Genomic DNA, 23,957 nt, shown 5'->3' with positions numbered 1-23,957 from the left:
CAAAGAGGCCCGTGCCCCTCTTTCACGCAAGCATCAGTTCTTCTTCATCTTCGCCGCCACCACCACGGACAACAGGCAGCCGATCGCGAGATATGCGGCAACCGGATGCCACGAGCCGCCCGCCATGCTCACGAGACCGACGGCGATGAACGGCGTGAACCCGCCGCCGACCACGCTCGCCACCTGGTAGCCCACGCCTGCGCCGCTATAGCGGTATTCGGTGCCGAAGAGTTCGGTGAACATCGGCTGCTGGACGCTGACGATCATGTCGTGCGCGATGTTGGCGAGCAGCACCGCGAACACGACGATCCACAGCGTCGCGCGCGCCTCGAGCGCGACGAAGAACGGCACCGCGCTCAGGAGGCCGATCACCGCGCCCGTGAGATACACGCGGCGGCGGCCGAAACGATCGGCAAGCAGCGCAAAGCAGGGGATCGTCACGATGCTGACCGCGCCGACGAGCAGCCCGATGTTCAGGAAGAACTGCGGCGACATGTGCAGGTTCGACGTCGAATAGCTCAACGCGAACGCCGTGACGATGTACATCGTGAACAGCTCGGCGAGGCGCAGCGCGATGATCAGCAGGAACGCCTTCGGATGCTGGCGCAGCGCTTCGAGAATCGGCAGGCGGCTGCGATGCTTCTTTTCGACGACTTCATGCACGAACTCCTGCGACTCTTCCATGCTCGCGCGCACCCACAGGCCGATCAGCACCAGCACCACGCTGAACACGAACGGGATGCGCCAGCCCCAAGCCTTGACTGCGTCGGAGCCGAGCGTCGCGCCGAGGATCGACATGATGCCCGTCGCGAGGACCAAGCCGACGCCATAGCCGACCTGCACCCCGCTGCTGTAGAACGCACGCTTCTTCTCGGGCGCGCTCTCGACCGCCATCAACGCCGCGCCGCCCCATTCGCCGCCGACGGCGAAACCCTGGATCGCGCGCAGCGCGACGAGCAGCGCGGGCGCCCACCAGCCGATCGACGCGAACGTCGGCAGCAGGCCGATCAGCGCCGTGGAGAGGCCCATCAGCATCACGGTGAGCACGAGCATGCGCTTGCGGCCGAGCCGGTCGCCGAAGTGGCCGAACACGAAGCCGCCGAGCGGCCGGAACAGGAAGCCGACGCCGAACGTGCCGAACGCCGCGAGCGTGCCCATCGCCGGGCTGATCTTCGGGAAGAACTGGGTGTTGAAGACGAGCGCGGCGACGATGCCGTAGAGCAGGAAGTCGTACCAGTCGACTACCGCACCGACGAAGCTGCCGATCGCCGCCTTGCGTGCCCGGCTTTTCTCGCGATCGGCCACGGCGGGAATGTGAGGGGTGCGGATAGCGGATGTCATGACGATGTCTCAAATGTTGAAAAAGTTCGCGAGCCGACGGCTTGGGCGGCTGGATGGTCAGCCGCTCTGTCATGGGAGCCAGGGCCGGCGCGCCGCTCGGTGACTAGAGAATAGGGATGCGGATTGGGAGGGGCAATGCTTTCCTGTCGCAAGCTGTGCGATTATCGAAACGAAGTGTGCGATTATCGCGCGATTTTCGGGTTTGTCCTGAGACGGAGAAACCTGTCGCGGCACCGCTTTCTTCACAATTCACCATCCGACGGAAGGATCTTTAGCCATGACCAAGCCACCTTTGGACAAGCGCGACTGGATCGCGGGACTGGAAAAGGGGCTCTCGATCCTCGAAGCGTTCGACGCCGAGCACGCGCGCATGACGCCGAGCGAGGCCGCCGCCCGCACTGGCATGACGCGCACGGCGGCGCGCCGCTACCTGCTGACGCTCGAGCATCTCGGCTACGTGCAAAGCGACGGCAAGCTGTTCGGCCTCACGCCGCGCGTGCTGCGAGTCGGCTGGTCGTACTTCGACTCGGCGCGGCTGCCGCGGATGCTGCAGCCGTACTTGCAGCAGTTGAGCGCGACGATCAACGAATCGGTGTACGTTAGCGTGCTCGATGAATGGGAGCTGGTGTTCATCGCGCGCAACGGCACGTCGCGCGTGATGACAACGGGCTTCGTGCTGGGCGCGCGCGTGCCGGTGCCGTTGACGTCGCCGGGCGTCGTGCTGCTGGCGGGCCTGCCGGACCATGAGGCGGTGCGCGAATGGCTGAACGGCACGGAGCTGCCGCCGTTCACGCCGCATACGCTGACCAACAAGGCGCGCCTGCTGGAAAAGATCGAGCAGGCGAGGGCGGATGGGTTCACGGTCATCGAGCAGCAATTGCAGATCGGCGTGCGCGGCATCGCGGTGCCGTTGAAGGACCGGCGCGGCGAGGTCGTGGCCGCGCTCAGCACCAACATGCCGATCGGCAGGGAAACGGCCGAGGCGGCGCTCAAGCGGGTGCTGGGGCCGTTGCAGGAGACCGCGCTGGCGGTGATGAACGTGCTTTAGAAAAGGAGAGCGTCATGCAGGGTCAGGGTGAGCAACAGATCGCAGCGGCAGACAGCACGGCGGTACGCGTCGCGCTTTGGCGGGCCTTGCACGTGCAAATCGACGCTGCCCCGCATGTGCTCGACGACGAGATCGGCTTGCGTCTGGCGGCGCCCGGCGAAGGCTGGCGCAATCGCCCGGACATGGATCCGCGGGGCACGCGCGGCTATCGAGCGGCAATCGTGGGCCGCGCGCGCCTGATCGAGGACTTGGTCGTCGATCAAGCCGGCAACGGCGTCGGCCAGTACGTGATTCTCGGAGCCGGCCTGGACACCTTCGCCCAGCGCCGGCCCGAAATCGCCTCGCGCCTGCGCGTCTTCGAGGTGGACCAGCCCGGCCCGCAGGCCTGGAAGCGGCAGCGCTTGATCGAGCTTGGCTTCGGCATCCCCGAGTGGCTGCGGCTCGTGCCGGTCGACTTCGAGGCGGGGGAGTCGTGGCAAGAGCGGCTGGCGGCCGATGGGTTCGACACGCACAAGCCCGCAGTGGTGGTTTCCACAGGCGTCTCCATGTACCTGACCCGGGATGCGAACCTTGGCACGCTGCGCCAGATCGCGAAACTCGCGCGCGGCTCGACGCTCGCCATGACGTTCCTGCTGCCGCTGGATCTCATCGATGATCCAGGGGAGCGTGCACTGCATCAGTCGGTGTACGAGCGCGCACGAGCGGCGGGGACGCCGTTCATCAGCTTCTTCACGCCGGACGAGATGCTGGCGCTGGCGCGCGAGGCGGGATTCGGCGAGGCGCGGCATGTGTCGACGGCCGATCTGGTTCAGCGCTACTTTGATGGCAGAGCCGATGGCCTGAGGCCGTCGAGCGGAGAGTCGTTCTTGATCGCGACGGTTTGAGAGGTCACGCGATGATTGCGCTATTCACGGACTTCGGCGCCGACGACATCTACGTCGGGCAGATGAAGGTTGCGTTGCTGCAGCAGGCGTCGGCGAGCACCCCGATCGTCGACATGCTGCACAGCGTTCCGAACTACGGCGTGCGCGCTGCCGCCCATCTGCTGGCGGCGCTTCGAGCGTGGTATCCGTCGGATACGGTCTTTCTGGCGGTAGTCGATCCCGGCGTGGGCAGCGAGCGCGATGCGGTCGTGCTGCAAGCCGACGGGCAGTGGTTCGTGGGGCCGGACAATGGCTTGCTGTCGGTCGTGGCGGCGCGGGCGGCGAGCGTTCGGACTTGGCGCATCACTTGGCGTCCCGCCACGCTCTCGAACTCTTTTCATGGACGCGACCTGTTTGCCCCGATGGCGGCATGGCTCAGCTGGGGCGAGCCGCCGCTCGACAAGCTGAGCGAAACGGCAGGCTTGCAAGTGCCGCTCGGCGCCGCTGATTTGGCCGAGATCATTTACGTCGATCACTACGGCAATGCGTTGACCGGGCTCAGGGCGCAGAGCATGCCCAAGAGCGCCGCGCTGAGCATCGCGGGCAGGGAGGTTGCCTATGCCAGGACGTTTTCGGACGTGCCGGCAGGGCAGGCCTTCTGGTATGAAAACTCGATCGGACTCGTGGAGTGTGCGGTGAATGGCGGTGACGCGGCGACGCGGCTCGGGGTATGTGTGGGCGATGCGGTTCGTGTCGTTGCTTAGCCGAAAGGGATCAAGCGCATCCGCCATCCGTGCCGACGCCGGAGCGGATACGGCAACCGGCTATCATGTGCGCACTTGTCAATCCATCGCATCATTGCGCCAATCCGGCTGGAGAAATCAATGGCCTTACCTCAGGAAAGCGTCAGCATGGCGCTGTTTTGCGACTTCGAAAACGTCGCGCTCGGCGTTCGCGATGCGAAGTACGAAAAGTTCGACATCAAGCCGGTTCTCGAACGGCTGCTGCTGAAGGGCAGCATCGTCGTCAAGAAAGCCTATTGCGATTGGGACCGCTACAAGACGTTCAAGGCGGCGATGCACGAGGCCAGCTTCGAGCTGATCGAGATCCCGCACGTGCGCCAGTCGGGCAAGAACTCGGCGGATATTCGGCTGGTCGTCGATGCGCTCGATCTTTGCTACACGAAATCGCACGTCGATACGTTCGTCATCATCAGTGGAGACTCGGATTTTTCTCCGTTGGTTTCGAAGCTGCGTGAGAACGCGAAGAAGGTCATCGGCGTGGGCGTGAAGAATTCGACCTCCGATCTTCTGGTCGCCAACTGCGACGAATTCATCTTCTATGACGACCTCGTGCGCGAGCAGCAACGCGCCATCGCGAAACGCGAGGCGCGTGAAGCGAGCGCGAAGCGCTCGACCAATGGCGACAAGCAGCAGAAGCAGGAATTGGAAGGGCGCAAGGCGGAAGCCATTGCGATCGCCGTCGAAACCTTCGAGGCGCTGGTATTCGAGCGCGGGGAGAGCGGCAAGATCTGGGCGTCGGTGCTGAAAAGCGCGATCAAGCGCCGCAAACCCGATTTCAGCGAGTCCTATTACGGCTTCCGTACGTTCGGCAACCTGCTTGACGAAGCGCAATCGCGCGGCTTGCTGGAAGTGGGCCGTGACGATAAATCCGGTGCGTTTGTCTACCGGATCAGTCAGGGTGCGGCTGCGGAGCCCGGCAAGCCAATCAAATCGTCCAAGGTTGCGAAAAACGTTGAACCGGCGGCAGTCGTCGAAGAGCAACCGCTCGAGCAAGACGCACCGCGCGAAGCAGAGACGAAGAAGACCCCTGCGCCTCGCCGTCGACGCAAAACCGCAGCGAAGGAAACGGAAGCGGTTGTCGAGCAGACACGGCAAGAAGAACTCTTCACAGCGAAGCCATCGGCGGATTCCGAGGCCGACGCCAAGCCGGCGAAGAAGGCGCCACGCAAATCGGCCTCGCGGGCTGGCCGTTCGCGCAAGGCAGCGGCCGAAGGGAACGGCTGACCAACGCGCTCGGGGGCGGGCATCGGAACCATCAGAACCGATAGCGGATCGCCACATCGGCCCCGAGCTGCGAACCCCGCCCCGTGTTGAGCCAACTGGTAAATCCGACGCTGAAATCCATCTGCTGGGTCAACGCGCCGGCGGCGCGCACACTCGTCACGAGCCTGCCTTGCGGCAACGAAACACCCGGCGCGCCGAACGCCGTGCCATCGGCGCTGAATACCGATACCGCACGCGAGCGCCGAGCGAGCTCCCATCCGTAGTCGACGGTGAGCTGCAGCGTCAGCGGGTTGGCGCCGTCGCCGAACGATTTGTCGACGCTGATTCCCGCATACGGTTGCACGCTTCGCGCGTTGTCCGCGCCGACGTCGAGGTTTTGTCCTCCCGCGCCGCTTTCGGTGAACCCGTTGCCGCGGTAGTAGGCAACGAGCCAGCCGACGTGCGGCGTGAAATGCACGCCGCCCAATGCGAGCGGCAGGCCGGCTTGGGTCCCCAGCATCAGCTCGTTGCCCGCGGTGCCGCCCTCGGCCGTGTTTGCGCCGCCGAACGGGCGGCGCAGATGCACGTCGTGGTAGGCGTAGGAGAAGACCGCGGCCAGCGTCGCCGGTCCGGCCTCGCGCGCCCCGTAGAACGAGGCGCGCAATGTGTCGTCCCGGCCGTTGTCGCCGGTGGCCTGCTCCGAGAGATCGCTGTGCGCGTAGGTCAGCGCGCCCCCCGCGATCCAGCGCCCCAGCCGCCAATCGGCGCCGGCCGTGAACTGATACTGGGTCACGCCGAACCCCGGCGCGCCGGCCGTATCGCCATCGAGCGACAGGCGATCAACGGAGCTCGCAATCCAGATCGCGTCGTTCCCCGGCGCCCCCGGCGCTGAACGAGCCGCCGCGCCGCCTGGATTCGCCAGCTGCGATGCGCGTTGCAGCAGCCGGGCGGCCGCCGCCTCGCCGGTCAGGAGCGCCGTCGTAGCCGGCGCGGTAAAGAGGCTCGTGTCGACCGGTGCGACGACGGAAGTCGAAGAGGATTGATTGGCGCTCGCCGTCGCGGCGTTGACCACGAGATCGACCGACGTCGCCCCGTACGCGACGCTTTGCGTCACTTGCGCGGCCGCGGTCCCGCCGGAGCTGACGCTGGCGAAGCGCCCGGCGACGGCGCCGGCGGACACGATCTCGTACGTCTGGCTTGCGCTATACGTGCCCGGATCGTAGATCACATGCAACGCGCCGTTCAGCGTCGCCGTTCCGCCGACCACGAGCTTCGACGCCGCCGCGGGACTGACTTCGATCGACAGCGCGCCGGCCGCATGTTGCACGTAGTCCCCCGCCACGCTGAGCGTGCCGATCGAGCCGCCGGGCTGCACGACGCCGACGTTGTCGATCGAGCCCAGCACCGAGCCGTGGCCGAGCAGCGTGCCGGCTGCTTCCACCTGAACGTTGCCGCCGAGCTTCGCATCGGAATGCGCGGCGTCGCCTACCGCAAGCCGCCCGGCGCTCACGACCGTCGTGCCGGCGAATGCGTTGCTGTCGCCGTTGAGGGTCAGCTTGCCGGCGCCTGCCTGGATCATCTGACCGGAACCCGACAGCGAGTTGGCATAGACGGTGTCGTCCGAACGATTGAAGATCAGCGCGCCGTTGTCCACGACGTTGCCGGCCACGCTGCCGCCGCCGACCTGCATCGTGCCCCCGGCGCCGATCACGGCGCCGCTGATCGCGCCGAACATTTGCATGGCGCCGCCGGAGCTGACCGAAACGCCGTTGACGATGCCGCCGCCGGCCACGATCAGCTGGCCGCCGCTGCTGACCGTCGTTGCGTTCGCGATGCCGCCCGAAGAGATCGTCTGCGTTCCGCCTGTCACGATGGCGAGATTGGCGATGCCGCCCGCGAGCACGATTTGCGAGCCGCCATTGATGGCGGTCCGGCTGGCGACGCCCCCGGCATGGATGGTCTGCGCGCCTTGAACCGTGTCGCGATCGACCGTGCCGAACACGTCCTGCAGCGCGCCGTTGAGGACCTGGGTTGCGCTGCCTGCGCCGCCGGCGAGCACCGTCTGTCTGCCGCCAGCCAGCGTCACGCCGCTTGCGACCGCTCCGGACGAGACCACCTGCGTGCCGCCCGAGCTAACGCTGGTGGTGCTGACGATGCTCCCGGCTTCCACTGTTTGCGTTCCGCCGCTCGTCACGAGCGTTCCGCTCACCACGCCGCCGCTGCCGATATCTTGCGTGCCGCCCGCACCGACGACCGAGCCGTCGGCTTCGCCGCCCGAGGCGATCGATTGCAGACCGCCGCTGCCCACGACCGCAGCGCTGGCGAGCCCGCCCGCCACGACATTCTGCGTGCCGCCTGCGCTGATCGCGGTGCCGGAGGCGAGCGCACCCGACGAAACGTTTTGAATGCCTCCCGCGAGCACGGCGCCGCTCGCGACGGAGCCCGACGAGACCATCTGCATGCCGCCGCTGCCGACAGTCGTATTCGTGACGATGGCGCCTTGGTAAAGCGTTTGCGTGCCGCCTCCGTCGACGCGCGTGCCGCTTGCGATGCCGCCCGACGATACGGTCTGCTGCGCGCCGCTCATGACGACCGAGGCGTCGGCCTCGCCTCCCAGCGCGATCGTCTGGTTGCCGCCCGCGCTGATCACCGCGCCGCTCGCGACGCCGCCCGAGAGCACCTGTTGCATGCCGCCGCTCAGCACCGTGGCGCCGGCGGCAAAGCCCCCGGAGGAGACGATCTGCGCGCCCCCGCCGGAGATGGTCGTCTGGCTTGCCGTGGCCCCGCCCAACACGGTCTGCGTGCCGCCGCCCGAGATCGTGGTCTGGCTCGCCACCCCGCCGCTCGACACGGTTTGCGTGCCGCCGCTCGCGACCGCCGTGGCGGTTGCGAGGCCGCCGGCGAAGATCGTCTGATTGCCGTCGGCCGACACCGTGGTTCCGCTCGCTGCGCCGCCCGACGAAACGTTCTGCGCGCCGCCGCTCGTGATCGTCGTCGCTTGCGCGGCCCCGCCGGTCAGGACGGACTGCAAGCCGCCGCCCATGACGGTCGTGCCGCTGGCCACGCCGCCGGCCGAGACGAGCTGCGTGCCGCCGCTGCCGATCGTCGCCTGATTCGCGGTGCCGCCCGAAAGCATCATCGTTCCCGCGGCGCCGACCGAAGTGGCATTGACGACGCCGCCCGACGATACGACCTGCTGCGCGAAATCCGATACCACGGAGCCATCCGCCTGGCCGCCTGCTCCGACGATTTCTTGCGCGAAGCTGGAGACGACCGTGCCGCTCGTGACGCCTCCCGACGATACGGCCAGCGTGTACAAATCGATCGTGCCGATGGCCGTGCCGCCCGACATGACAACCGCGTTGCCGAACTGGTCGATGGTGGTGTTGCTCGCGACGCCGCCCGCCGCGACCGTCAGCGAGCCGCCGTTCTGAAGCAGGACGTTCAGGGCCACGCCGCTCGAGATGCTGAACGCGCCAAGCGCGTTGGTGCCGCTGACGAGCACGTCGTCCGTCGTAGCGGAGAACAACGCGCCGGCGTTCAGCACGAGGCCTGTTGCCGTGCCGCCCGACGTGACGCCGAAGGCGCCGTGGTCTGACACCACGGTCCCCGTTGCGGCTCCGCCCGAGGAAGCGAGCTGCGTCCCGCCGCTCGATACGACCGTGTCCACGGCCTGGCCGCCTGCATAAACGTACTGGACACCGCCGTTGCTCAACGTCGTGCCGCTCGCCATGCCCCCCGACGAGATGCTTTCGCGCGCGTTCGTATCGACGATGCTGCCGATGGCGAGGCCGCCCGCGACAATGCTTTGCTGAGCGAAATCGAGAACGTGCGAGCGGCTCGCGACGCCCCCGCTCGACACGATTTGGGTGAACAGGTCCTGCGTATCGATCGCGAGGCCGCCCGAGGAAACGACCTGCGTGCCGAAGGTGAGGATAATGCTGCCGCTCGCGGTGCCGCCCGCGAGTACGGTAAACAAGCCGCCGTTCTCGAGCAGCAGGCCCGATGCGACGCCGCTTGAGATCCTGAACGTGCCGCTTGTGTTCGTGCCCGAGACGTTGCCCGCTGTCGTATCGGCGACGAATATGCCGCCGCTTTGCTGGTTCACCGCGAGGGCGCTGCCGCCGCTGCTGATCACCAGCTGCCCTCCGCTCGTCACTGTCGACGAGCTGGCGATTCCGCCCAAGAAGACCGTTTGCAGGCCGCCATTCGCGATGGTCGTGGCGCTTGCGAGACCGCCCGCAAGAATTCTTTGCGCGCCGCCGCTGCCGACCGTCGTGCCGTTTGTCGTGCCGCCCGACAGCACCGTTTCGAGTCCGCTGGCGCTTACCCACGTGCCGACCGCGAGCCCGCCCCACACGACGTTCTCGCCCAGGCTCAGTTGCGTGCCGCTCGCGACGCCGCCCGACCACACATATTGCTGGCCGGCGTTGGCGACGAACGTTGCGCTCGCGATGCCGCCGCTGCTCACGATTTGCGTGCCGCTGACGAGCGAGGCGAACGCCGTGCCGCCGGAGAAGACCGTCTCCGTGCCGAGCGGATTGATGAATGACGCGCTCGTTACGCCGCCGGACGAGACGTTCAGCGCGCCCAGGCCGCTGATGGTGAACGTATTGGCCGTGCCGAAGACGTTGGCGACGACGTTCGCTCCAACGGCGGTGCCGTCCTGGATGTTGCCCGCGCTTACTGTGATCGTCTGGCCGTGCACCGTGGACGGCGAGAACGTCACGACATAGATCGCCGGGCTCACGAGAAGCCTGGTGAGCCATGCTGCGCGCGCTTGTCCTAGCTTCGGTCCATCGATGCGCACGTCATGTGCGTCGCCATAGCCATAGTCGTGCGCGCGGCCAAGGCCGCTTGCCCGCCAGTCGAAATCTCGAGTCGCCATACCCCCATCACCCGCCTCTAGTAATGTCATTCGTATTGCGCGTTCGAGGGCGGCTTCGCACGGGTGGTGCGATCCGGGCCTGCTGCGCTTTTTATCTACGTCAGCGTATCGCGCCGGGTATCGCGCGGATCGCGTCGATCACCTGTTTCGATTCGATGAGACGCGTGCACTCGAATTGCCGAGGTGTTCCTTTGTGTTTTGGACACCAGAAGAAATCTTGATGGTCGAAGCGCACGCGGACGTCGTTCCAGCAGCTGTTGCAGGCGTGATAGTTGATGACCCGGTAGGGCGTATGGAACTCGTTGTCGGGGTGCGAAAAGCCGCTGATCATCACGACCGGGATGCGCATGGCCCACGCGAGCCACGACAGGCCGCTCGACAAGCCGACAAAGAACGCCGCGTGCTTGAGCCAGCGGGCTCGCTCGACGATCGGCCTGTCGCCGGTCTCGTCATCGACGCCATGCGGGATGTGATTCCAGGTCATGCCGGTGCCGTGCACGCGCTTTTGATCGATGCAGACGACCCGGTACCCCGCTGCCTTGCAGAAGGCGATCACGTCATGCCATCCCGCGGGGTTGTTCCAGTATTTGCATTGCGTCGAGCTTTGCACGGCGATGCAGACGTACGGTTCGTCGATCGGGCGCGTATCGTCGGGCAGCGCGATGCGCGGCGGCTCCTCTTTCGGATCGAGGCCGAGAATGTAGCCCGCCGTGCGATGCAGGCCGACGTGGCGGAAGTCGCATGGCTGATTCACGCGCTCTTCGTCGTCGAAGAACAGGCCGAGGTTGTAGGTCGCGTAGTAGCGATTCGGCTTCACCTGCTCGTGCGTGACGAATTCGATTTCGCGGTACGCATCGGCGAACAGCGGAATCAGCTTGTCCGACATCGCGCAGGTCAGGCGGCACTTGTGCCGCCGCTGAAAGTGCGCGACGTAGGGCATCCATGCGATCGTGTCGCCCAGTGTGCCCACCGGCAGCTGCACGAGCACTTCCTTGCCGGCGGCATCGTAGACATGCCGGAACAGCGGGGCTGCGGCGCTATCCCTTGCCAGCGCGACTCTCGACCAGACGAGGATCTCGAACCGCACGAAATACCTTTTCGTGCTGGCGACATAGCCGTTTGCGATCGCGGTCTCGAAGAGCACGTTGCCCGTATCGTGATCCCTCAGGGAAACTTGCCAGTTGCCCGGCGGCAGCGTGACCCGGCAGCCCTCGTTGAAATCGAAGCGGATGCCGGCCGGCCCTTCCTGAGTCGGGGCCGCGGCAGGTGGCGGAAAGGCGCGTGCGGGGGGAGGCTCCGCAGGATTCGCACTTGTCGGCGAATTTTCTAGTTCTAGTATTTGCATTTCTTCGATCCAGTTAAATCGTCTCGAACCAATCGGAGAGCTGCAGCGATATCGCACCGAAACGACCGTTCGCGTCCAGCGAGCTTTCAAGACGCACTCGGCCGTGTGGAGGCTGTCTCGAGTCGTAAGCGAATAGCAAGCAATTCATGGCGGGCGCTTGTAGGCGCCCGCTGCCGCAGCGGCGAAATCCGGGGTGGTGCCCCATGTAATGCGGTGTAAGGATGTTCCGACGCTTGACTGCGTTATCGGCTTCAGGCGGTCAACTCTTTAGTCCCGCGTGCGGGGGGCTTCATGTCGTCGCGCCATGTGGCGAGCGTGGTCTCTTTCTTTTTGCGCCCGGCGCCTTGGTCTGAAGGGACGGCGAGCGTTCGGTGAGGGCGGGGGCCGTCTCGGCTTCGGCGCGTCGCGCCCCGGTGAATTGCTGCCGGTACGCGGCGGGCGTCAATTCCTTCGTTGCTTTGAACTGTCGATTGAAATTCGCCACATTCGAATAGCCGGATCGCGCGGCAACGACCGAGATCGGCAATTGCGTGTCGGTCAGCAGGCGGCAGGCATGCCCGATTCTGACCCGGGTGATGTAGCTTCCGACGCTCTCGCCCAAATGCTGCGTGAAGTGCCGGGTCAGCGATCGTTCGGACAGGCCGGAGGCCTTGGCGAGCGCCGCGAGACGCAAAGGACGCGCGAACTGGGTATCGATGATCGCCAGTACGCGATTGAGCTGATCGGGCTCGTGCCCGGAGGCGGCGCCCGTACGCCCATCGAAAGCGCTCGGCGACGCGAGCGGCGTACCCGGCAGCTCCGACAGCCACACCAGGATGTTCAGCACCGCCGTGAGACGTTCCCTCGGATTCGCGGAAAGCAGCGGATCGAGCTGTTCGCGCATGAGCGTTCCCGCGCCCTTTTCGAACACCAATCCGCAGGCTGCGCGCCGCATGAGATTGCGCAAGCCGTTGTACTCAGGACAGACGTCGGCCAGCCGGTTCGCCCACGCGCCGTCGAACCAGATGACGATGGCGACCTGCGGATTCGCCGGGTCTATCGAGCGATTCGACGCCCACGTGTGCGGCAGGTTGGGCGGGACGAGCACCAGGTCGTCATCGCCGTAAGCGGCGACCGAATCCCCGATGTAGCGCCTGCCCTGGCTGTTCATGGTCAGGGTCAGCTCGTACTCCGGATGGTGGTGCCATTCGAAGGGAATTCTCGGCAGTCGCCGGTGGTAAACCCTGACCGAACAGCTCGCGCCGAAATCGACGCGCTCGTAGGCTGCTTTCATGGCTGAAGGTGCAAAGCATTTGACCGGATAGTATCGCCGGAATGGGCATTGCCGGCGTACGCTCCAACGCACCGACATCACCTAAGTGCTAAAGCACTAACTCAGGCCGACAGGAGACGACGCGATGGCATTGCAGATCGATGACCTGCCAGCGGCAATCAGAAAGACGAAGCGCGAGTTGCGCGAGATGCTGCCGAATTACCGGACGGTATTCGCCGAGGTCGAAGCCGCGATGAACCAGGAAGCGCGGCATATTGCGAACCTTCGAGACCGCGGCGAGCCGGTCATCCCCGAAATCCAGTTCGAAGACATCGCTGCGAATCGCGTAAGCGCCGACCAGATCGCGCTTGTCAAAGCGCGAGGCGCGTGCGTGATCCGCAAGGTGTTCGATCGATCGCTCGTCGAGCAGTGGGATGACGACATCGCCGAATATGTCCGGCGCAACAACCTCGATGCGAAGCTGCTGGATCGCGCGGAGGACAACTATTTCGGCCAGTTGGCTTCAAGCAAGCCGCAGATTTACGGGGTGTACTGGTCGAAGCCGCAAGTGCTTGCGCGACAGTCGCCGGCGCTTACGCAGGCACGCGTGTTTTTGAATCGGCTATGGCAAGCGGAAAGCGAAGGACGCGTTCACTTCGATCCCGAGCATGTGCCGGTCTACGCCGATCGCTTGCGCCGGCGGCCTCCTGGTTCGGAATCGCTTGGCCTATCCGCACACTGTGATGGCGGCTCGGTCGAACGCTGGATCGAGTCGAACTTTCGCAAGGTGTATCGCCACGTCTTCTCAGGGAACTGGCGCGGCTACGATCCGTTCGACGCGGCTTATCGGACGGAAGTCGAGGAGATTCCTTCGCCGGCTGTCTGCTCCATGTTCCGCACGTTTCAGGGGTGGACGGCGCTTACCCCGCAAGGGCCCGGCGACGGCACGCTTCAACTCGTGCCGATAGCGAACGCCATGGTCTATATCCTTTTGCGAGCGCTTCAGGATGATGTCGCGGACGACGATCTGTGCGGAGCGATGCCGGGGCGGGCGCTCTCGATCAAGCCGGAATACCATGCGCCGCTATTTCGTGCGCTGTCTTCGATTCCGCTGATGCAGGCGGGCGATACGGTGTTCTGGCATAGCGATGTCATTCATGCAGTCGAGGACGCGCATCGCGGCAAGGGGTATAGCAATGTGATGTATATCGCTTCGGCGCCGTCGTGCGCCAAGAACGATGCGTACCTCAGGCGTCAGTTGCCGAGCTTTCTAGAGGGCAAGAGCCCGCCCGATTTTCCGGCGGATCATTTCGAGGTGGATTTTGTTGGGCGCGCGACTGTCGATGACCTTACGCCGCTTGGGCGGGCGCAAATGGGTTTTGGTTTGAAATAGAAGCTATTTCCAAATGCATGCCGCGGCCTGGCTCCGCGGCATGCAGCGCCGCTATTTCCACTTCGATCCGAGCATCTCCAGCCCGGCTTTTTGCAGGTCTTCCGATACCATCACAACCCGAAACTCGCAGTCGGCGTTGAACTTGAGAAACCACGGCTCAGCAAACGCGGGAATCTGCGACGGCTCATCGAGGTTGATGACGAGGATGGCCCCGCGTGCTCCGCTTTGCTCCGTAAAATAGGCGGCTTCCGGCTTCGTCTCTTCAAGTATCTTCGCCATCACTTCCCCGATGGTGCCGTCGCGCACAAAGGCATTGAACGGCTCGTGGGGAATTCGTATGTTGAGAAGCATGCGCATGGTGGTTCTCCTTGCCTAAGGCCTCGAAAGAAAACTCTTCAAGCATAGGAGATCTCCGATGTTGCTTTAGTGGCCTCGGCAACACTCCCTCATGTATTGGTGCGGAACGGTACTGAGCATCGTAGACTGGCTGAAGAGCAAGTGTGCAGGCTACGGTCTACCGGATGCGGTCGGATTGGAATGGAAACGGAAGGCGATTTTTTCGCCGCATCCTGTCCGTCGGCATGCGGCCCGCGCGACAATTCACTCCGGCAGTTCAAGTCCGCGTGATGTTTTCATGTACCGTTTCCAACGCGCCACGAGTTCGGTTCTCCGCTCTCCATGATGCTCGTCAAGAAATCCAACATGGATGATTCGATCCGTTCTGAAGTGACGAAATTGCTGACGTAGCTCGCACCATGCAACAAGCAACCGCACAGCGTCCGCGTAGCCAATGAGTAGGGGCCACACCGTGCGTTCGCTCACGCGTCCTGGTTCGCCGCGAATCGGAACACGTTGCCCCATCAAATCTGCGATGTCGCGATAAACGGTCCGCACCGAGACTTCTAACTCATCGGACAGACCACGAGCGGTAACTGGACGCTTCGAGCGTCGCAAGATCTGGATGATCTGAAAAAGTCGATCGGATCGGCGCATGACGGTTCTATTCGCTGCTGACAAAACGGTGGCAGCAGCCCTTTTGTAGGATACGTACGATGCCGCGCACCTCAACAGTGGCGACATTATCTCCGGGCTTTAGGCTTACCGAAGCCCGGTATGAATGCAGACATAACGACTCGAGGATGAAAAATGGACTTCGTTTCAACCCGCATTATTACCAACGACATCAAACGACTCGTCCAATTCTACGAGGACATCGGGCTGACAGCCACCTGGTACACGGCCGAATTCGCCGAGCTATCGTCGCCATCCTGTACTCTGGCGATCGGCAGCAAACGCACGATGGACATGTTCGGCGCAGGAGCAGCGACACCGGAAAGCAACCGCTCGCTAATCATGGAATTCCGCGTGCGCGATGTGGACGAGGAATACAAGAAGCTCGGGAAGCTGGCGAAAGATGTGGTGCAGCAGCCGACAACCCAGCCGTGGGGAAATCGCTCAATGCTGTTTCGTGATCCGGATGGAAACCTGATCAACTTCTTCACGCCCGTCACGGCCGAAGCAATTCGGAAGTACACGAAGGAATGATCCATTGGAGTGGGCCAATCTTCTTTGTCGCTACCCGACGACGACTGACCGCTGCTTCGTCACAAACAGTCGTCGAGGCCCGACGGGCTTGAGTGGCTGCTCAGGGTCGGCTTCGGCCGACCGTGTCGGGCAACAGTCGGCCAGTTCCTGTCATTCGTCAAAGCATGTGGGCAGACATTCAATTGGCGGCTTCGCCCAGACAGCGGACTTTCGCACATCAATAAATTGTGCGATTCACAAACATCGTTTCACTTCGAGAATAAGCAGCGTATTTCGAGTATTTCGCAATGAATAGACAGCCCGCACCCGGAAGCGCGAGCGGTCGTCGACCGCCGTGTACCGATCAAGACTTTCTAGCGATCCCGCCTCGATGGCTGCCGCAATGCGCTCGACCTTGCGTTCAGGACGCCCCTACGAGCTGGACGGCGAGCACATATCCTGCATTATCAGAGGCCTGTTCTGAGTGGAACAAAATGTTCTTGCCACCGCGCCCGTCGAATTCGCGAATATACTCCACAAAAAATTCCAGGCTTCCTGGCAAGTCGGGAAATGCTCCGCTCATTGAGATCTTGCCGCTATCCAGGTCGAATGAAAAATTGAATGGGACCTGATTGATGGTTGGTGATGAGCTGCTGAAATCGTCAAAATACGCGGTTGGTGCTCCAGTAAATCCGGCGGGCTGGCCGTTCAGCGTTCCACGCGGCCCGGTAGGAGTGAAGGGAGTGCAATCCCCGCTGCCAATGAATGCATCGCTAGGTGCGCCTTGGCGACATACGGAGAATGCGATGTTCTCTCCGCCATCAATGCTCGGGTTCTTTCCCCACGTAGCAAGCATGTTCAGTGCTTTTTGGGTCAAGGCATGTTCGTGTTGCTCGGTCTCAGTCATCTCGTTCTCTCCTTATAGAGGTGAACTACCTCATACCGAGGGGCGACCAAAGTGATTATAGGTAAACCCCCGCCCAATCAATCACAAATCTGATCTCTATTCGCCGTGGTGAACCGGTGACACCTATCGAACAGCGGTCCCTAATCCCGCCCCACCGAAACCCCCGGCCTTTCCCCCACCCCCACCGAATCCTCAACGATAACCACCCGATTCTTCCCCTCGCGCTTAGCCTGATAAAGCGCAAAATCCGCGAGCTCGACAAGCGACGTAATCGGCATCTCCGCCGCCGGCACAAGCGAAGCTCCGCCGATGCTGACGGTCAGATACTCGCCCGTTGACGAGCCCGCATGCGGCAGCCTCAGCGCCTCGACTTCGGCGCGAATCTTCTCCGCAAGCTGCTTCACGCCACCGGGAGGCGTCCCAGGCAGCACAACCGCAAACTCCTCCCCGCCAAACCGCGCAGCAAGATCCCCCGGCCGCCCCAGGCAATTCGCCACGGTCTCCGCGATCTGCTTGAGCGCATCATCCCCGGCCACATGCCCATACGTATCGTTATACGGCTTGAAGTTATCGACATCGATCATGAGCATCGCCAGCTCCGACTCGTGCCGCGCCCCGCGCCGCCACTCGGCGCCAAGGTACTCGTCGAGATAGCGCCGGTTCGACAACCCCGTCAAACCGTCCGAATGCGTGAGCCGCCGCAGCTCGAGATTCGCCTCCATCAACTGTTGCTGCGATTGCCGCAACGCGCGATATGCTTCGTCGCGCTGCAGCAGGTTGATGTACGAGCGCGAGTGATACCGCACGCGCGCCACCAGCTCGATCCGGTCCGGCAGCTTCACCAGGTAGTCGTTGGCCCCTGCCGAAAACGCCGCGCTCTTGATGACCGGCTCTTCCTTGGTGGAGAGCACGATGATCGGCACGTCGCGCATCGCCGGATCGGCGCGGTACTCCTTGACGAGCGTGAGCCCGTCGATGCCCGGCATCACGAGGTCCTGCAGGATCACCGTGGGCCGCGTCTTGTGCGCTGCGTCCATCGCTTCGTCGGCGCGCGAGCAGTAATGGAAATCGATGTTGGGGTCATCGGCAAGGGCGCGCCGCACCGCTTCGGCGACGATCGTCTGGTCGTCGATGAGCAGGACCATCACCGGCATGTCGGTGGCCGGTGGCGTCATGAGCGCGGTGCGTGCTGCTTCGAGCGCCGCGTCGGCGCCGTCCGCCACGGGCCGCTCGGTTGCCGCTTCGTCAAGGGAGCCGGGGTGATCGACGTTCATGCTGTTGCCTCTTCTCTGGAATCCAATTTCTCTCTGTGCTTGTGTGTAGCGCGCGCTGTCCTCACGCTGTGACGAGCGCGGTCAGCTCGCGCGCGATGTGCTCGAGCGGCAGAATCTGGCGCGCGGCATCGAGCGCGGCGGCCGCTTTCGGCATTCCGTACACCGCGCTCGTCGCCTGGTCCTGTGCAATCGTGTGGTACCCCTTCGCGCGCATCGCCTTCAGGCCGATCGCGCCGTCGCGGCCCATGCCGGTCAGCAGCACGCCGATCGCGTCGCCTTGCCAGTGCTCGACGACGCTCTGAAAAAACACGTCCACCGACGGCCGGTACGGCATCTCCGCGGGCTCGCGCGTATAGACGAGCGTGCCGTCGCGCGTCAGGCGCACATGGTCGTCGGTTGCGGCGAGCAGGGCGGTGCGCTTTTGAAGCGCGTCGCCTTCCTGCGCGATGCGCACGTTCAGCGGTGTTTGGCCGTTGAGCCACTGGGCCATGCCGTCGGCGAATGCACGGTCGACGTGCTGCACGAGCACGAGCGCCGCGGGAAAGTCTTCCGGCAGCGCGCCGAGCACGGCGGCGAGCGCTGTCGGGCCGCCGGCGGATGCGCCGATCGCGACGAGCGGCGTGCTGCCGGAGCGCGCCGTCGCGGGCGCGCTCTGGCGATAGGCGCCCGGGTTGTCGAGCAGGCGGCCGATCTGGTCGATTTTCGCGAGCAGCGGCTGCGCGGCGTCGGCCATGCTGTCGGCGAGCGTGGGCGTATCGATCGCGTCGAGCGCGCCCGCGCCCATCGCTTCGTACACGCGCCACGCATTCGCGCCCACGCTGTGCGTGACGACGAGGATCGCGCATGGCGCGCGCGCCATGATGCGCCGCGTCGCTTCCACGCCGTCGAATTTCGGCATGATGAGATCCATCAGCACGATGTCGGGCGGCTGCGCGATGCAGAAATCGACGGCCTGCTCGCCGTCGGTTGCGACCCATAGCACGCGGTGGTCCGGGCGTTTCGCGATCGCACGGCGCATCGCTTCGACGGCGAGGGGCAAATCGTTGACGACGCCTATGTTCATCCGTGTGCCTCTCCGATCAAATCCCGCACGGCATCGAGCAGCGCTTCGTCGTGGAAGCTGCCTTTGGCGAGGTAGTAGTCGGCGCCGGCTTCGAGTCCGCGTCGGCGGTCTTCATCGCGATCCTTGTACGAGACGATCAGCACCGGCATCGTCTTGAGCAGCGCGTCGCGCTTGATCAGCGTGACGAGCTCGATGCCGTCCATGCGCGGCATGTCGATGTCGGTCACGACGAGATCGAAGCTCGCGCCGTGCAGTGCGTTCCATCCATCCATGCCGTCGACGGCGACGGTCACCGCGTAGCCGCGCTTTTCGAGCAGCTTGCGTTCGAGCTCGCGCACGGTCAGCGAGTCCTCGACCACGAGCACGCGCTTGCGCTGCCGCGCCGCGACGCCTTCCGCGCGGCGCACACGATCGAGCTGGCCGCCGCGCACGAGCTTGTCGACGGAGCGCAGGAGGTCGTCGATGTCGACGATCAGCACGACGTCGCCGTTTTCCATCAGCGCGCCCGCAGCGATGTCCTTGACCTTGCCCAGGCGCGCGTCGAGCGGCTGCACGACGAGCATGCGCTCGCCGAGGAAACGGTCGACCGCGACGCCATACGTTTCATGCTCGTCGCCGATCACGACGACCGATACGCTCGCGCGCGTTTCCTCGGCCGCGTCTGCGCCGAGCAACTGGTGCGCGGTGACGAGCCCGACGGGCCGCCCTTCGAACGGAAAGTGCTGCTGGCCTTCGAGCATGTCGATGTCGTCGCGCGGCAACTCGAGCGTGCGGCGCACGTGCGCAAGCGGGAACGCGTAGGCCTCGCCGCCCACATCGACGAGCAGGCTGCGGATCACCGAAAGCGTGAGCGGCAGTTGCAGCACGAAGCGCACGCCGTGACCCGGTTCGTTATAGATGCGCACGGCGCCGCGCACGGCGGTGACCATCTCGCGCACGGCGTCGAGCCCGACGCCGCGGCCCGATACGTCGGTCACGTGCTCGCGCATCGAAAAGCCCGGCAGCAGCAGGAATTCGAGCAGCTCCTGCTCGGAAAGGCGCGCGGCGGTGTCTTCGTCAGTGAACTGCCTGCGCACGACGGCGGCGCGCAGCCGCTCGAGATCGACGCCCGCGCCGTCGTCGCCGACGCTGATCAGGAGCTTGCCCGCGCTGTGCCGCGCGTCGAGCGTGAGCGTCGCTTCGGCGGGCTTGCCTTTGGCCACGCGTTCTTCCGGCGTTTCGACGCCGTGGTCGAGCGCGTTGCGCAGCAGGTGGCCGAGCGGCGCGTCGAGCATGTCGAGGATGTCGCGATCGACCTGCGTCGCCGAGCCGACGATCGAGAAGCGCACGCGCTTGCCGAGCGAGCGCGCGAGGTCGCGCACGAGGCGCGGATACGCGTGCGTGGCGTCGCCGAACGGGCGCATCCGGCATTGCAGCGCTTCGTCGTAGAGCTGTTGCGCGAGGTTGGCGCTGCGGCGGTCGAACCGGTCGAGCTCGTCGATGCGCGCGGCGAGAAGCTGCTGCGCGTTGGAGAGCAGCGCGCGGACGTCGCCGAGCGAGGCGAGCACCTGTGGGTCGAGGTGTTCCGCGAGCGCTTCGTAGAACGCATCGAGCGCGCGCGCCGCTTCGCGCTGGGTGCGCTTCACGCGCAGCATCGATTCGGCGAACGGCTTGAGCGAGCGCGATTCCACGAGCGATTCGCCGGCGAGGCTCAAGAGCCGGTCGAGGTTGTCGGCGCGCACGCGGAGCATGCGGCCGGCGTCGCGCGTCATGCGCTCGCGTGCGGAGGCGGGCTGCGGTTCAGGCTCGACGGCAGGTTTGGCTGCGTCGGGGAATGCGTCGCTCGCCGTGCGAGGAGAGCCGCCGCCAAGCGCGGCGGCATCCGCGCCGAGCAGCGCGAGCGCGGCGCGCATCGTCGCCTCTTCGTCGTCTTTCGACGAGCCTGTGGTTGTGCCTGCGGCGGCGCTGCTGCTGACGCGAGGCGCCGCGTGCGACGAAGCGAGCCGCATCGCAAACGCGTCGACATCCGCGCGCGTGACGGCCTCGGCAGGATTCGTCTCGCCGACGCGTGCGATCAAGTCGATGCCATGCAGCAGCGCATCGATGTGCGACGCGCTCAACGTCAGCTCGCCGCGCTGCGCGCAGACGAAGCATTCCTCCATCAGATGCGCGATGTCGACGCCATTTTGCAAGCCGATGATGCGCGCGGCGCCCTTCAGCGAATGCGCGGCGCGCATGCAGGCTTCGAGCGCGGTGGCATCGGCTGGGGCGTGCTCGAGCGCGAGCAGGCCGTCGGAGAGCACGCGCGTCTGCGTCGCCGCATCCTCGCGGAACAGCTCGAGCAGCGGCACGTGGCTCAGGTCGTCTTCGGTGCTCATCGCGGTAGGCGCCGGGGTTGTTTCATTTCAGGCTCCCGGCAAGCGATTCGAACACGCGGTCCGGATCGAGCAGGCCGATCGTGGTGTCGCGCCACGCGAGCACGCCGCTTGCGTGCGAGCCGGTCGAGTGGGCGAGCGTCGTCGGCACCGGCAAGAGCTCGCTGGCCGCAAAACGCAGGACGCCTTCGACTTCGTCCACTGGAAACGCCACGGGCTCGCCGCGGTGGGCGGCCACCAGCATGCGCGGATAGCGCTTGCGCGACGAGGGCGCGCTCGCGGCGGCGCGGTCGAGACGCAGCAGCTCGCCGAGCGAGACGGCGACGGTCAGCGCGCCGCGCACGTTGACGAGCCCCAGCACGGCGCGGTTGCGCCGGTGCGGCAGCGAGTGGATCGGGCGGAGGTTGTCGATCTGCTTGAGCGTGGTGCTCGGCAGCGCGAGCCATTCGTCGGCGATGCGGAAGACGAGCGCGGATTGCGCTTGCGTTGCCTCGGTGGCCGTTTCGCTGCGAGCCGCATCGCGCGTTCGATCCGCGTTCGTTGCGCGCGCAACTTCCAGCGCGGCGGCAAGGTCCGTGTCGTCGAGCGGGCGGTCGAGCAGCGTGGAGGCGGCCTTCTCGAAGACGGGACAGTTCAGGCAGCGCGAATACGTCGCCAGTTGCGGACACGAGCCGTCGCCGCGCGTGCCGATGCGGTTCCAGCAAGCGTCGACAGGCGACGCGCCCGGTGTGGGGTTCGGGTCGCGTTTCATGAGGTCCTCGCGAGAGCGTTACGCGCACCGGCGCTTGCCGGCGCCGTCGGCGGCGTGGCGCGTTCGACGCGGCGCATCAGCCGTTCTGCGCCGGCCGTGTCGCCCATCATGTCGAGCAATGCCGCGAGATGGGTCAGCGCCTCGTAGTGCGTGGGCTCCAGGTACAGCGCCTTGCGGTAGTGGTCGTGTGCTTCGTCGCCGCGGTTCTGCGCGTCGGCGATCAGGCCGAGCAGGTAGAACGCGTCGGCGTGCGGGCCGTGCTGCTTCATGAATGCGTGCGCGAGCATCGCGGCTTCGTCGAGACGGCCGGCGTCGGCGCTGCGGCGTGCGTCTTCGAGCGTGGCGGGCGCAGGCGCGGCAGGCCGTGTGACGGGGCGAGGCTGCGCGGGCGGCGCAGGAACACGCTGCTCGATCGGGCGCGGCGGCGTAAAGACAGTTGCGGGCGCGGATGCCGTGCCCGAACGTCGCGCGATAACCGGCAGCGGTTGTCTATCGGCGGCGCCTTTGTCAGCCGTCGCGGTTGTTGCCATCGGCAACACCGGCAACGCAAACGCCCCACGCGCCGCCGTTTCCTCCGGCTGCGCGCGCCGAAACGCGAACGCAAGCGGAATGCGCGCCGGGCTCAGCGGATGCCGCATCATCAAGCCGGTCTCGGCCGGGCCGACGAAGATCGCGCCGCCATCCGCGAGCTGCGCGTCGAGCCGGCGGATCGCCTGATCCTGCGCATCACGGCCGAAATAGATCAGCATGTTGCGGCAGAAGATGAAGTCGTACTTCACGCCGCCATTCGACGGCGGCGCTTCGAACAGGTTGACGCGCGCAAAGCGCACCGCCTCGCGCACGCGCTCGTGCAAGCGCCACCCGTCCTCTGTCGCGCTGAAATGCCGTGCGCGGAATTCGAGCGCATGGCCGCGAAACGAGTTGCGTCCGTACATCGCGAGGCGCGCATGGTTGAGCGCCCGCTCGCTGATGTCGACGGCGTCGACCGAAAAGCGCTCGGCCGCGATCCCCGCATCGAGCAAGGCCATCGCGATCGAATAGGGCTCTTCGCCCGTAGAGCAGGGGGCGCTCAGCACGCGCAGCGCGCGGGCCGGTTCACGCACGAGCCGTTCGTGCGCGAGCCGCGCGAGGGCGGCGAACGCTTCGCGATCGCGGAAGAACCATGTCTCGGGCACGACCAGCGTTTCGATCAGCGCCTGCCGTTCTTCGGGCGAGGCGATCAGCTGCTGGTAGTACGCTTCGAGCGCGTTTTCGGAGATCTCTGCCGCCGGTTCGCCGAGGCCTTGCGTTGCCCGCGTGCGCTCCAGCACCGCGCGCGCGAGGCCGCTCGCGCCGAGCGTTTCCGCGTCGATGCCGGTCTCGCGGGCGAGCCACGCTTCATAGCGCGGCAAGGCGGCGTCCAGGGAGGCGGATGCGCTCATGATGCAGGCGCCGGCTGTGGCTCGGCGGACGTCTTCGCGAACAGCAGCGCCTTGACGTCGTCGTCGAGCATGTCGCGCGGGTCGACCCACTGGACGAGACCGTCGGCATCGCTCGCCACGGGGCCGAGCCAGCGCGCGTGCGGCGTCGCGACGCCGGTATCGGCGAAGCGGTCGCGCTCGATGCGCCGCGTCTGCGTCGCGCGCTCGACGATCAGGCCGAGCAGCCGCTCTCCGGCCGGGCCGCTTGCGCCGCCTTCAGACGCGGCGTCCGGACGGTAGCGCACGAGCACGAGGCGCGTGGAGCGCAGCTCCCGGGCGGGACGCCCGAGCGCGAGCTGCGCCACGTCGACGACGGGCACGGGCTCGCCGCGCCGGTCGATCACGCCGGCCACCCAGGCGGGCGCGCCGGGGATCGCTTTGGCCGGCGTCAGCGCCAGCACTTCGGCGATCCGGCTCGCGTCGAGCGCGTACCGGTCGCTGTCGAGTTCGAACAGGAGGAAGAGCATTGCGTGCGGCCGCCCGGGCTG

Annotated in this window: 20 protein-coding genes; 6 read left to right on the top strand and 14 right to left on the bottom strand. The window is 65.4% G+C overall.

Features of this window, described 5'->3' with window-relative positions:
- Nucleotides 1-33: 33 nt before the first annotated feature.
- Nucleotides 34-1,341, bottom strand: a complete 1,308-nt coding sequence (shiA, locus tag FAZ69_RS21495) for a shikimate transporter (RefSeq protein WP_136897118.1) — start codon at nucleotides 1,339-1,341, stop codon at nucleotides 34-36.
- Nucleotides 1,342-1,618: 277 nt separating this feature from the next.
- On the opposite strand from shiA, the gene FAZ69_RS21490 reads away from it, so the two are divergent.
- The 4 genes from FAZ69_RS21490 (at nucleotide 1,619) to FAZ69_RS21475 (ending at nucleotide 5,279) form a co-directional block, all read left to right on the top strand.
- Nucleotides 1,619-2,389, top strand: a complete 771-nt coding sequence (locus FAZ69_RS21490) for an IclR family transcriptional regulator domain-containing protein (RefSeq protein WP_136897117.1) — start codon at nucleotides 1,619-1,621, stop codon at nucleotides 2,387-2,389.
- 14 nt (nucleotides 2,390-2,403) lie between these two features.
- A complete protein-coding gene (locus tag FAZ69_RS21485; RefSeq protein WP_136897116.1) occupies nucleotides 2,404-3,273 on the top strand; it encodes a class I SAM-dependent methyltransferase in 870 nt (289 codons plus the stop codon).
- 11 nt (nucleotides 3,274-3,284) lie between these two features.
- Entirely contained in the window at nucleotides 3,285-4,016 is a 732-nt protein-coding gene (locus FAZ69_RS21480) for an SAM hydrolase/SAM-dependent halogenase family protein (RefSeq protein ID WP_136897115.1), read from the top strand.
- 120 nt (nucleotides 4,017-4,136) lie between these two features.
- Nucleotides 4,137-5,279, top strand: coding sequence for an NYN domain-containing protein (locus FAZ69_RS21475; protein ID WP_136897114.1), 1,143 nt, complete (start codon nucleotides 4,137-4,139; stop codon nucleotides 5,277-5,279).
- A 31-nt stretch (nucleotides 5,280-5,310) separates the two neighbouring features.
- On the opposite strand, the gene FAZ69_RS21470 is transcribed toward FAZ69_RS21475, so the two are convergent.
- From FAZ69_RS21470 to FAZ69_RS34020, 4 genes are all read right to left on the bottom strand, one after another.
- A complete protein-coding gene (locus FAZ69_RS21470) occupies nucleotides 5,311-10,146 on the bottom strand; it encodes an AIDA repeat-containing protein (RefSeq protein ID WP_169708722.1) in 4,836 nt (1,611 codons plus the stop codon).
- A 100-nt stretch (nucleotides 10,147-10,246) separates the two neighbouring features.
- Complete coding sequence (locus FAZ69_RS21465) at nucleotides 10,247-11,491, bottom strand: autotransporter strand-loop-strand O-heptosyltransferase (RefSeq protein ID WP_136897112.1); 1,245 nt, start codon at nucleotides 11,489-11,491, stop codon at nucleotides 10,247-10,249.
- A gap of 289 nt (nucleotides 11,492-11,780) precedes the next feature.
- On the bottom strand, nucleotides 11,781-12,764 hold the full coding sequence (locus tag FAZ69_RS21460) for a helix-turn-helix domain-containing protein (RefSeq protein ID WP_136897267.1): 984 nt from the start codon (nucleotides 12,762-12,764) through the stop codon (nucleotides 11,781-11,783).
- 88 nt (nucleotides 12,765-12,852) lie between these two features.
- Nucleotides 12,853-13,017, bottom strand: a complete 165-nt coding sequence (locus tag FAZ69_RS34020) for a hypothetical protein (protein ID WP_240702417.1) — start codon at nucleotides 13,015-13,017, stop codon at nucleotides 12,853-12,855.
- Here FAZ69_RS34020 and FAZ69_RS21455 point away from each other — a divergent pair.
- Nucleotides 12,943-14,136: a DUF1479 domain-containing protein gene (locus tag FAZ69_RS21455; protein ID WP_240702413.1), complete on the top strand. Its 1,194-nt coding sequence runs from the start codon at nucleotides 12,943-12,945 to the stop codon at nucleotides 14,134-14,136. The two genes, FAZ69_RS34020 and FAZ69_RS21455, sit on opposite strands and share 75 nt — an antisense overlap.
- Nucleotides 14,137-14,187: 51 nt before the next feature.
- Here the strand turns inward: FAZ69_RS21455 and FAZ69_RS21450 are convergent, their stop codons facing one another.
- Both FAZ69_RS21450 and FAZ69_RS21445 read right to left on the bottom strand, forming a co-directional pair.
- The gene (locus FAZ69_RS21450) at nucleotides 14,188-14,493 is read right to left on the bottom strand and encodes a panthothenate synthetase (protein WP_136897110.1); all 306 of its coding nucleotides are present in this window, start codon (nucleotides 14,491-14,493) and stop codon (nucleotides 14,188-14,190) included.
- A gap of 243 nt (nucleotides 14,494-14,736) precedes the next feature.
- Nucleotides 14,737-15,129: a helix-turn-helix transcriptional regulator gene (locus tag FAZ69_RS21445; RefSeq protein WP_136897109.1), complete on the bottom strand. Its 393-nt coding sequence runs from the start codon at nucleotides 15,127-15,129 to the stop codon at nucleotides 14,737-14,739.
- A 153-nt stretch (nucleotides 15,130-15,282) separates the two neighbouring features.
- Between FAZ69_RS21445 and FAZ69_RS21440 the strand changes: the two genes are divergently transcribed.
- Complete coding sequence (locus tag FAZ69_RS21440) at nucleotides 15,283-15,681, top strand: VOC family protein (protein ID WP_136897108.1); 399 nt, start codon at nucleotides 15,283-15,285, stop codon at nucleotides 15,679-15,681.
- 400 nt (nucleotides 15,682-16,081) lie between these two features.
- Here FAZ69_RS21440 and FAZ69_RS21435 read toward each other — a convergent pair whose 3' ends face one another.
- The 7 genes from FAZ69_RS21435 to FAZ69_RS21405 all read right to left on the bottom strand — a co-directional run bounded on the left by FAZ69_RS21435 (nucleotide 16,082) and on the right by FAZ69_RS21405 (nucleotide 23,936).
- A complete protein-coding gene (locus FAZ69_RS21435) occupies nucleotides 16,082-16,567 on the bottom strand; it encodes a hypothetical protein (protein ID WP_136897107.1) in 486 nt (161 codons plus the stop codon).
- Between the two features lie 140 nt (nucleotides 16,568-16,707).
- Nucleotides 16,708-17,841: a GGDEF domain-containing response regulator gene (locus tag FAZ69_RS21430; RefSeq protein WP_136897106.1), complete on the bottom strand. Its 1,134-nt coding sequence runs from the start codon at nucleotides 17,839-17,841 to the stop codon at nucleotides 16,708-16,710.
- 61 nt (nucleotides 17,842-17,902) lie between these two features.
- Nucleotides 17,903-18,904 (bottom strand): chemotaxis response regulator protein-glutamate methylesterase, encoded by a 1,002-nt coding sequence (locus FAZ69_RS21425; protein WP_136897105.1) that lies wholly within the window; start codon nucleotides 18,902-18,904, stop codon nucleotides 17,903-17,905.
- The gene (locus tag FAZ69_RS21420) at nucleotides 18,901-21,261 is read right to left on the bottom strand and encodes a hybrid sensor histidine kinase/response regulator (RefSeq protein ID WP_136897104.1); all 2,361 of its coding nucleotides are present in this window, start codon (nucleotides 21,259-21,261) and stop codon (nucleotides 18,901-18,903) included. The genes FAZ69_RS21425 and FAZ69_RS21420 overlap by 4 nt, the downstream gene beginning before the upstream one ends.
- A gap of 22 nt (nucleotides 21,262-21,283) precedes the next feature.
- On the bottom strand, nucleotides 21,284-22,009 hold the full coding sequence (locus FAZ69_RS21415) for a chemotaxis protein CheW (RefSeq protein ID WP_136897103.1): 726 nt from the start codon (nucleotides 22,007-22,009) through the stop codon (nucleotides 21,284-21,286).
- Nucleotides 22,006-23,430, bottom strand: a complete 1,425-nt coding sequence (locus tag FAZ69_RS21410) for a CheR family methyltransferase (RefSeq protein ID WP_136897102.1) — start codon at nucleotides 23,428-23,430, stop codon at nucleotides 22,006-22,008. The genes FAZ69_RS21415 and FAZ69_RS21410 overlap by 4 nt, the downstream gene beginning before the upstream one ends.
- Entirely contained in the window at nucleotides 23,427-23,936 is a 510-nt protein-coding gene (locus FAZ69_RS21405) for a chemotaxis protein CheW (RefSeq protein WP_136897101.1), read from the bottom strand. The genes FAZ69_RS21410 and FAZ69_RS21405 overlap by 4 nt, the downstream gene beginning before the upstream one ends.
- Nucleotides 23,937-23,957 lie beyond the last annotated feature (21 nt).

Origin of the sequence: Trinickia terrae (assembly GCF_005144415.1) — a bacterium.
Classification (GTDB): Bacteria; Pseudomonadota; Gammaproteobacteria; order Burkholderiales; family Burkholderiaceae; genus Trinickia_A; species Trinickia_A terrae.
Note: the sequence above shows the minus strand (reverse complement) of the source record. Positions and strands in the feature narration are given on the sequence as shown.